The sequence below is a fragment of the Pseudomonas syringae group sp. J309-1 genome (assembly GCF_032582135.1).
GTDB classification, from domain to species: Bacteria; Pseudomonadota; Gammaproteobacteria; order Pseudomonadales; family Pseudomonadaceae; genus Aquipseudomonas; species Aquipseudomonas quasicaspiana.
Map to the genome: position 1 here is coordinate 46,203 of NZ_JAWHNU010000048.1, position 9,525 is coordinate 55,727.

The 9,525-nt window shown below is 57.5% G+C and carries 11 protein-coding genes; 7 read left to right on the top strand and 4 right to left on the bottom strand.

From position 1 onward, the window contains the following. Nucleotides 1-157 precede the first annotated feature (157 nt). Both rmuC and RX972_RS21895 read left to right on the top strand, forming a co-directional pair. Entirely contained in the window at nt 158-1,522 is a 1,365-nt protein-coding gene (rmuC, locus tag RX972_RS21890) for a DNA recombination protein RmuC (protein ID WP_161628611.1), read from the top strand. Between the two features lie 281 nt (nt 1,523-1,803). Then, complete coding sequence (locus RX972_RS21895; protein ID WP_264760712.1) at nt 1,804-1,932, top strand: PA1414 family protein; 129 nt, start codon at nt 1,804-1,806, stop codon at nt 1,930-1,932. 115 nt (nt 1,933-2,047) lie between these two features. On the opposite strand, the gene RX972_RS21900 is transcribed toward RX972_RS21895, so the two are convergent. After that, nucleotides 2,048-2,302: a hypothetical protein gene (locus RX972_RS21900; protein WP_099270611.1), complete on the bottom strand. Its 255-nt coding sequence runs from the start codon at nt 2,300-2,302 to the stop codon at nt 2,048-2,050. 177 nt (nt 2,303-2,479) lie between these two features. Continuing rightward, nucleotides 2,480-3,430: an agmatinase gene (gene speB, locus RX972_RS21905; protein WP_027902060.1), complete on the bottom strand. Its 951-nt coding sequence runs from the start codon at nt 3,428-3,430 to the stop codon at nt 2,480-2,482. Between the two features lie 296 nt (nt 3,431-3,726). Between speB and RX972_RS21910 the strand changes: the two genes are divergently transcribed. From RX972_RS21910 to RX972_RS21920, 3 genes are all read left to right on the top strand, one after another. Further along, the gene (locus tag RX972_RS21910; RefSeq protein ID WP_027902059.1) at nt 3,727-4,620 is read left to right on the top strand and encodes a LysR family transcriptional regulator; all 894 of its coding nucleotides are present in this window, start codon (nt 3,727-3,729) and stop codon (nt 4,618-4,620) included. Nucleotides 4,621-4,629: 9 nt separating this feature from the next. Continuing rightward, nucleotides 4,630-5,244: a tRNA-uridine aminocarboxypropyltransferase gene (locus tag RX972_RS21915; RefSeq protein WP_316878439.1), complete on the top strand. Its 615-nt coding sequence runs from the start codon at nt 4,630-4,632 to the stop codon at nt 5,242-5,244. A gap of 97 nt (nt 5,245-5,341) precedes the next feature. Next, complete coding sequence (locus RX972_RS21920; RefSeq protein ID WP_316878442.1) at nt 5,342-6,304, top strand: DMT family transporter; 963 nt, start codon at nt 5,342-5,344, stop codon at nt 6,302-6,304. Here RX972_RS21920 and RX972_RS21925 read toward each other — a convergent pair. Then, a complete protein-coding gene (locus RX972_RS21925) occupies nt 6,301-6,915 on the bottom strand; it encodes an NAD(P)H-dependent oxidoreductase (protein WP_027902056.1) in 615 nt (204 codons plus the stop codon). The two genes, RX972_RS21920 and RX972_RS21925, sit on opposite strands and share 4 nt — an antisense overlap. Further along, nucleotides 6,908-8,302 (bottom strand): class II fumarate hydratase, encoded by a 1,395-nt coding sequence (locus tag RX972_RS21930; RefSeq protein WP_122805729.1) that lies wholly within the window; start codon nt 8,300-8,302, stop codon nt 6,908-6,910. The genes RX972_RS21925 and RX972_RS21930 overlap by 8 nt, the downstream gene beginning before the upstream one ends. 170 nt (nt 8,303-8,472) lie before the next feature. On the opposite strand from RX972_RS21930, the gene RX972_RS21935 reads away from it, so the two are divergent. Both RX972_RS21935 and RX972_RS21940 read left to right on the top strand, forming a co-directional pair. Further along, nucleotides 8,473-9,000, top strand: coding sequence for a DUF2059 domain-containing protein (locus RX972_RS21935; RefSeq protein WP_027902054.1), 528 nt, complete (start codon nt 8,473-8,475; stop codon nt 8,998-9,000). 15 nt (nt 9,001-9,015) lie between these two features. Then, the gene (locus RX972_RS21940; protein WP_027902053.1) at nt 9,016-9,309 is read left to right on the top strand and encodes a BolA family protein; all 294 of its coding nucleotides are present in this window, start codon (nt 9,016-9,018) and stop codon (nt 9,307-9,309) included. Nucleotides 9,310-9,525 lie beyond the last annotated feature (216 nt).

Below are 9,525 nucleotides of genomic sequence, written 5' to 3' on the forward strand. Positions count from 1 at the left end.
CATCGCGCATAATGCTGCATGAATCCGGCATCCTGGAGTCCCTATGGCAATGGATTTGAACAGCCTGCTTCTTGGGCTAGGTGCAGCGGCGTTGCCACTATTGGTTTTGGCCTGGCAGCTGCAGCGCAAGCTGACTCAGCAACAAGCGGACACCGCGCTGCTCGACGAGCGACTGAGCACTGCACAAATGGCTCAGGACGGATTGAATGCGCAGCTGGATGCCTGCCGTGATGAGATCAGTGATCTGAGTCAGGCCAACTCCGTCAAGCAAGCTGACCTGGCCGCAACGCGTCGTGAAGTCGAGTTGCTGCGTCATGAGCGCGATAACGCCCAGGCCGCTGCCCAGGACTGGCACCATGAGCGCACTAATAAAGAAGCGGAATTGCGTCGTCTGGATGTGCAATGCGCGGCATTGACTGCCGAGCTTCGCGAACAACAGGAAAATCATCAGCAACGCCTGAACGATCTGCAGAGTTCCCGGGATGAGCTGCGGGCTCAGTTCGCGGAAATGGCCAGCAAGATTTTTGATGAGCGCGAACAGCGTTTTGCAGAGACCAGCCAGCAGCAGCTCGGCCAGTTGCTTGATCCTCTTAAAGAGCGCATTCAGTCTTTCGAAAAACGTGTGGAGGAGAGTTATCAAGCCGAAGCCCGTGAACGTTTTTCTCTGGGCAAAGAATTGGAGCGGCTGCAGCAGCTCAATCTGCGACTTAGCGATGAAGCGACCAATCTGACACGCGCACTCAAAGGGCAGAAAACCCAGGGTAACTGGGGGGAGCTGATTCTTGAGCGTGTGCTTGAGCATGCCGGTCTTGAAAAGGGTCGCGAATATCAGACCCAGGTCAGCCTGAAGGGACCGGACGGCGAGCGCTTTCAGCCTGATGTGCTGATCATGTTGCCCGGCGATAAGCAAGTGGTGGTGGATGCCAAGGTCAGCCTGACGGCCTATCAGCAGTACATCAGTGCCGACGACGATGTGATCGGTCAGACTGCCCTGAAGCAGCATGTGCTTTCGCTGCGTAATCATGTCAAAGGCTTGTCCGGCAAGGATTACAAGCGTCTTGAAGGGCTGCACAGCCTGGATTTCGTTCTGCTGTTTGTGCCGATAGAAGCGGCCTTTTCTGCGGCCCTGCAAGCTGAGCCAAATCTGTTTCAGGAAGCTTTTGATCGCAACATCGTGATCGTCAGTCCGACCACCTTGCTGGCTACCTTGCGGGTTATCGACAGCTTGTGGAAACAGGAGCGTCAAAGCCAGAACGCCCGGGAAATCGCCGAGCGTGCCGGTTGGCTGTATGACAAGTTCGTGTTGTTCATTCAGGATCTGGATGAAGTCGGCAGTCGCCTGCAGCAACTTGACAAGGCTTATAGCGCCGCCCGCAACAAACTGACTGACGGGCGCGGCAACCTGGTAAGCCGCAGTGAACAGCTCAAACTACTCGGCGCCCGGGCCAGCAAGAACCTGCCTGCTGACTTGCTGGAAAAAGCAATGACCGATGATGAGGGGCTGGTGCAGCTGCCGGAGTGATGTGGCGGGTTTGCTCATGGCGGAAGTTGGCGTGACGGAAACCGCGTTATCGTTCATCGCGAGCAAGCTCGGCTCCTACAGATCATCGCGAATCTCCCATCCCACCGTCTGTCGCATAAATACGCGGCATGGACACAAGAAATGTCACATTGAACACATCGTGAAAGATGTTTTTCCGCAAGACTGCGTGAGCAGGCGTAAAGTGTGATTCGGCACTACTATTTATCTGTAACAAGCGGCTTGAGAACCAGCCGTTAAGTATTTCCCTGAAGGGGGGCTATATGGACACTAAATTGCAAGATTGGCTTCATGATCTCGGGGTTGCTCTGGGTTTGATCGAGCGCCCTAAATTGCAACCTGTACCGGTGCGCACCGACGACAAACGGCGCCGTCAGCCTCAGCGTCGGTAGTCAGTACCGCGCCATCCCTCCGGGACGCGACCGCGTCCCGTCGTCGTAGCGTTCAGGTCTTGATTACCTGAAACTACCCGAAAGTGTGTTTTCCGTTGAATAACACAACCCGCTGTCATTTCTGCAAGCTTACAAAGATGTGATCAATCAACGCCATCACTGTTGTGCTTTCGGGGTGCTTCAACGCTTCCTCTTTTTCCCGTTTCTTGACGTTGATTCCAGATTCGTGAAGCTTCTTGAAGAGCTCATCAATGTCTTCTTCGTCAAGAACAAGGTCTTCGAGCGTTCGGCTCTCTCTAATCACTGATTTGTCGACGAGGATCACCCCAAGGGCTCCCTCGACGTACCTTCGCACTTCGTCACGATCCATGATAATCCCCTGTTCTGTCGTTGGAGGATCAGCCCTGACTTCCGTAAAACAAGGGGAGTGTCCATTCGGCTATCCCTTTAAGGCTAGCTCATATTCGCCAATATCCTCGCCATCTGTCGTGTTCACGGGAAATAAAAAAGGATGCCCTGAGGCATCCTTTTTGCGCAGAGATACAGCTCAGCGATGAGCAACGCCCGGTAAAACACAGAGCATTTCATAAAGCAGGTTGGCACCTAATAACGAGGTGTTACCTGTGGTGTCGTAGGGCGGCGAGACTTCCACCAGATCACAACCGATCAGATCCAGACCCTGGCAGCCACGAATGATCTCGATGGCTTGAATCGTGGTCAGCCCGCCGATTTCCGGGGTGCCGGTACCCGGTGCCCAGGCCGGGTCGATGCCATCGATGTCGAAACTCAGATAAACCGGGCCGCCGCCGACTTTCTCCCGCACTTCAGCCATCAAAGGCGCAAGCGACTTGTGCCAGCATTCCTCGGCCTGGACCACGCGGAAACCCTGTTTGCGGCTCCAGTTGAAGTCTTCGGCGGTGTAACCCTGAGCGCGCAGGCCAATCTGCACAACGCGGTCACAGTCCAGCAGACCCTCTTCAACGGCACGGCGGAACGTGGTGCCGTGGGCAATCTTTTCGCCAAACATGTGGTCGTTGACGTCGGCGTGGGCGTCGATATGCACCAGACCGACCTTGCCGTGCTTCTTGTGGATGGCCCGCAGGATGGGCAGGGTGATGGTGTGGTCGCCACCCAGTGTCAGAGGGATCACGTCGTGGCCGAGGATTTCGTCGTAGGCCTCTTCGATGATGCGCACGGCATCCAGAAGATTGAACGTGTTGATGGCAACATCGCCAATGTCTGCGACGGACAGCGAGTCAAACGGCGCAGCGCCAGTGGCCATGTTGTAGGGACGGATCATCACCGATTCGGCGCGGATTTCGCGAGGACCGAAGCGGGTGCCGGCGCGCAGCGAGGTGCCAATATCCAGGGGAACCCCGACAAATGCGGCATCCAGACCTGCTGCGGTTTGCAAATGCGGCAAGCGCATCATGGTGGCGATACCGGCGAAGCGCGGCATTTCGTTGCCGCCCAGTGGCTGGTGAAAAATCTTGTCCACGAGAATGCCTCAGCGTTGGTTTCAATGGGCCGATTTTGCGAAGCATGGGGGCGAGGAACAATCGCTGGAGCGAAATACTTAGTTCAGGAATTTCAGAACTAAAGCGGTTTTGGGCTAAGCTGCGGGTCTCGTAACAGCGCGAAAGCATCGCCCTAACGCTGTCTGTGGGAGCGAATTCATTCGCGAAGGCGTTTTGCCAGACGACACTTTTTCATTGTCTGCAATGGCCCTTTCGCGAATGAATTCGCTCCCACAGGGGTTGTGAGTACATTTTGATTTTCTACCGGACCCCCTCCATGCCCAGCGCTTTACCCGATCTCAAACTCCTGCGGATTTTCGCCAGTGTGGTGCGTCATCAAGGCTTTGCCAGTGCGCAACAGGAGTTGAACCTGTCGACCTCGGCGATCAGTACTTATATGAGCCAACTTGAAGCCGCGCTGGGGATCGTCTTGTGTCATCGAGGCCGGGGCGGTTTCAGCCTGACGAGCAAGGGAGAGCTGTTCCATCAGGAAACTTTGCGCCTGCTCGGCGAGCTTGAAGGCTTCGAGCTCTACGCCGCAGCGCTCAAGGGCGAACTGCGCGGCACCCTGAACCTCGGGGTGCTGGACTCCACCGTCAGCGACCGGGCTTTGCCGTTTGCCGAAGTGATCGGTGCGTACAGCGCGGAACATCCCGCCGTGCATTTGCATCTGTCAGTGATGAGCCCTTATGAGTTGCAGCTGGGCGTGCTGGATAACCGTCTGGATCTGGCCATTGGCTCGTTTTCCACACGCATGAACGGCTTGCTTTATCAGCCGCTGTATCGCGAGCAGCACTGGCTGTATTGCAGTAATCGCCATCCATTGTTTACCGAGCGGCGTATCCCTGAGCCTGTCATCGCCCAGCAACGGATGGTCGGGCGCGGTTATTGGAGCCAGGCAGAGCTGGCCCGGCACGGTTTCAAGCACAGCGCTGCCACCGTGGAAAGTATGGAGGCGCAATTGATTCTGGTGCTGTCGGGCGCTTACATCGGTTATTTGCCTGAGCACTACGCGCAATCCTGGGTGGACTCCGGTCATCTGCGTGTTCTGCTGCCTGCGACGTTTGGCTATCAGGCACCGTTCTCCATGATCGTGCGACGCGGACGTAGCCGTGAGCCGTTGATCCAGACTTTCCGCGACTTGCTCAAAGCGCAACTCAACCCGATCTGAGGAACACCGATGTCCCGCCCGCGCTGCGAACGTTGTCTGCGTCCCGAAAGCCATTGCCTGTGTTCACTGATCCCACAGCTGGACAGCCGCACCCGCGTACTGATCCTGCAGCATCCCAGTGAAGTGAACCATGCGCTGAATACCGCGCGGTTGGCGGCGCTGGGACTGAACAATTCCCAGTGGGTAGTAGGTGAGGTTTTCGAGGATTTGCACGCGTTGCTCCATCCGGCAGGCTATCGACCGTGCCTGTTGTTTCCGGGGGAGGGGGCACAGAATCTGGTGGCGCAACCAGCGGACAGTCTGCCGATTCTGTTGGTGGTTCCGGACGGGACCTGGCGCAAGGCGCGCAAGCTGCTGCATCTGAATCCGGAGCTGGCCGCGTTGCCGCGAGTGACGCTGGCCACGGCCCCTGAATCGCGCTACCGCCTGCGAAAAGCACCGGGGCCGGACGCGCTTTCGACACTGGAAGCGATCACCTGCGCCTTGCAGATTATTGAGGCCCCGCGTTCATTCGCGCCCTTGCTAGTGCCCTTTGAGGCGCTGATCGACCAGCAGATCGCAGCCATGGGCGATGAAACCTACCAGCGTAATCATGTTGAACCGCGCCAGGTCGAGGCTGACTAAAACACTTGTCAGCGTTCTCACTGCGCAACTGTAACTGTGTCGTCAGGCTCGTAGGGCCTAGACTGTCTCCCTGCTTTATATCCGGGACTTTTTCTTCATGCATATTTCTTCTGGCCGCTGGGTCTATGGCCTTTGTCTGGCGCTGGTCACCGCGTTCCTGTGGGGCATTCTGCCGATCAAGCTCAAGCAGGTTCTGCAGGTGATGGACCCGGTCACAGTGACCTGGTTCCGGCTGATGGTATCGGGGATGTTGTTGTTCATCTGGCTGGCCGCGAAACGGCAATTGCCCAGTTTCAAAGCGCTGGGCATGCGCGGTAAAGGCCTCGTGGCGCTGGCAGTCTTCGGTCTGGTCGGCAATTACATCCTGTACCTGCTTGGCCTGCAGATTCTCAGCCCCGGCACCGCGCAATTGATCATTCAGGTGGGGCCGATCCTGCTGCTGATCGGCAGCGTTTTCCTGTTCAAGGAGCGCTTTACCATTGCTCAGGGTTTTGGTCTGGCGGTGTTGCTGGTCGGCTTTACGTTGTTCTTCAATCAGCGGCTCGCAGAGCTGCTGACATCCATGAGCGAATACACCACGGGCGTACTGATTGCCTTCCTGGCGGCGACAGTCTGGACGTTCTATGGCCTGAGCCAGAAGCAACTGTTGACCGTGTGGAATTCGTTCCAGGTGATGATGGTGATCTACCTGTTTTGCGCTTTGGTGATCACACCTTGGGCGCATCCGATGGAAGCATTGCTGCTTAGCCCGGTGCAGGGCTGGCTGTTGCTGGCATGCTGTCTGAATACGCTGGTTGCCTATGGCGCGTTTGCTGAAGCGCTGGCCCATTGGGAAGCATCCCGGGTCAGTGCAACCCTCGCGTTGACGCCGTTAGTGACCTTCGCATCGGTTGCCGTCGCCGCCTGGCTGTGGCCGGATTTCGTCAAGCATGAGGATATCAATGCGTTGGGATATGGCGGGGCAGTGCTGGTAGTAGTGGGTTCGGCCGTGGTAGCGCTAGGGCCGTCTTTGCTGGCTGGCCTGCGCGCTCGCAAAGCCAGGCTGGCGAGTCAGGTTTAGCGTTTACCGAGCTGTTCGGCTTTTTTGAGCCACTGCTGACGTTGCTCCTCAGTCGAAGTCTGCACCGGCGCAAACTCGCTGAGGCGTTTGGTCTTGATGCCACAGAAGGCCAGTACGGTGCGGACCATCTGCCGATGTGCCGGGGCACCATATACCCATCGGAAGTAGCGCGGCGGCGTGTCCATCGTGACCAGCAGTTCCGCCGTGCGACCTCTGAGCAATTCGTTGGCTGCACTCTTGCGGCCATGGCTCTTGAAGGCAAAACCGGGCATCAGCACCCGGTCCAGAAACCCTGTCAGCAGGCTCGGCAAACCACCCCACCAGACCGGATAGACAAACACCAGATGCTCAGCCCAATGGATCTCGCGCTGGGCTTCCAGCAAGTCATGCTCAAGCATCTGACTTTGCTGATAACCGTTATGCAGCACCGGGTCGAAATCCAGTTCGCTCAGTTTCAGCATGCGCACCACATGCCCGCCGCTGCGGGCACCTTGTGCATAGGCTTCGCCCAAGGCATGGCCGAAGCTGGCGCTTTTCGGCGTACCGAAAATCATCAGGATGCGCTTGCCGTCACCTTCGAGACGGGTCGCGCCGTGTCTGGCCTCAACCATTACTGCCAGCCTCGAGCATTTTTTCCGGTCGCACCCAGGCGTCGAACTGTTCATCGGTGAGATAGCCCAGTGCGAGTGCCGCTTCACGCAGGGTAAGACCTTCGCTGTACGCTTTTTTGGCGATTTGTGCGGACTTGTCATAACCGATGTGCGGGTTCAGCGCCGTCACCAGCATCAGGCCACGCTCAAGATGCTCAGCCATTTTCCCGGCATCGGGTTCCATGCCCGCCACGCAATGCTCGTTGAAGTTACGGCAGCCATCACCCAGCAAGCGAATCGACTGAAGCAGGTTATGAATCAGCACGGGCTTGAACACGTTCAATTGCAGGTGGCCCTGGCTGGCGGCGAAACCGATAGTGACGTCGTTACCCATCACCTGACAGGCCAGCATCGACAGCGCTTCGCACTGCGTCGGGTTGACCTTGCCGGGCATGATTGAACTGCCAGGTTCATTGGCAGGGAGCTTCACCTCGGCAAACCCGGCCCGGGGACCGGAGCCCAGCAAGCGCAGGTCGTTGGCGATTTTCATCAGCGTCCCGGCCAGAGTTTTCAGCGCGCCCGACAAGGCCATCAACGGTTCGTGGCCCGCCAGTGCGGCGAATTTGTTAGGTGCGGTCACAAATGGCAGACCGGACAACGCGGCCAGCTCTGCAGCCACTGCTTCAGCGAAACCATGGGGCGCATTCAAACCGGTGCCGACTGCCGTTCCGCCCTGGGCCAGTTCGTAGACCGCGGGGAGGGTGGCGCGAATGGCTTTTTCGGCGTAATCCAGTTGTGCGACATAGGCCGACAGCTCTTGGCCGAACGTGATCGGCGTCGCGTCCATCATGTGCGTGCGCCCGGTTTTCACCAGCTTCATGTGCCGCGCCGACTGTTCGGCCAGGCCCGTGGACAGCTCTGCAATTGCTGGCAACAGCTGTTCTTTGACGGCCTGCGCAGCCGCGATATGCATGGCGGTCGGGAAGCAATCGTTGGAGCTTTGCGAGCGGTTGACGTGGTCGTTGGGATGGACGGGCGTCTTGCCGCCACGTCCCTGACCCGCGAGTTCGTTGGCCCGTCCGGCAATAACTTCGTTGACGTTCATGTTGCTCTGGGTGCCACTGCCGGTCTGCCAGACCACCAGCGGGAATTGCGAGTCCAGCTCGCCCGCGAGCACTTCGTTGGCGGCTTGTTCGATCAGCCGGGCGATGTCTGCAGGCAGGTCACCGTTGCGGTCATTGACCCGGGCGGCGGCCTTCTTGATCAAGGCCAGAGCATGCAGCACCGGCAACGGCATGTGCTCGTCGCCAATGGCGAAATTGATCAGTGAGCGTTGAGTCTGAGCTCCCCAGTAAGCGTCATCGGGAACGTCGATCGGACCAATGCTATCGGTTTCTGTGCGGCTCACTGGACTCACTCCTTAAGTTTGTATGCGCAGTTTAGGCTCCATGATCCTATCTGGGTTCCCCCGATCGTGGTTTTTAACCGCTTGGGCAGTCAGGGGTTGAGCCAAAAGCAGACATGGGCGCAGAATGGTCGGCCCTGAGGTTCTGCCTCGACTGCTAGAAAGGAAACTCGATGACCCGTCTTCGCGCCATCTGTACTGCGGCTGTTCTGGTATGTGCCAGCGGCCAGGTTCTTGCCGATACCGCCAGCCACAACGCCAGCGCTGAAACCTTCTTGAAACTGGCTAACGCCGACAAGCTGGGCACCCCGGTGTACATGCAAGTACAACAGATGTTTGCTCAGCGTTTCGCCGAAACCAAAGCACCAGAGGCTAAAAAAGCCGTTCTCGAAACTTACCAGGCCAAAGCCAACGCTGCTTTGGACCAGGCCATCGGCTGGAACAAGCTGAAGCCGGACATGGTCAAGCTTTACACGGCGAACTTCACTGAAAGTGAGTTGAAGGATCTGGTTGCGTTTTACCAGTCTCCATTGGGCAAGAAGGTTCTGACCAAGATGCCTGAGCTGACTCAGCAGTCCGCTCAATTGACTCAGGGCAAGCTGGAAAGCGCTGTTCCTGTCGTCAACAAGCTGCTGGCTGACATGACGACTGAACTGGAGCCTTCCAAGAAAGCCGCTCCTGCTCCTGCCAAAAAGCCCTGATAAGCGAAGCCTGTCATGACTATGCAAACGCGAATCGAGTCGGCGCTGGCTGTGTTTCAACCATTGCATTTGCAAGTGCTTGATGAGAGCCATATGCATAGCCGTGGCGAGCAGACTCACTACAAGGCTGTGATTGTCAGTGAGCAATTCGAGGGGCTTAACGCTGTCAAGCGGCACCAGAAGGTCTACGGCATTCTGGGCGGCTTGATGGGCGAGTTTCATGCCCTGGCGTTGCACACCTATACGCCGGTCGAGTGGGCGAAAACCGGCGCTGCGCCGGTTTCGCCTGTTTGTGCGGGTGGTGACTGACAGCTGTTTTGTGTACATATCCGATGTCGGGTAATGGCTGATATTGGTTGCGCTTTTACAGCGCGTCACTTTTGAAAAGCCCAAAAGTAACCAAAAGGCTTTTACCCCATCACTCGGCACCTCGCTGTCGCTCGGTGTACCCGCCCGCAGATCTGAAACCGTGGGCCGCCGCAACGGGCCATCCATGGCCCAATGCGGCTAACCCGGCGTCCTGCC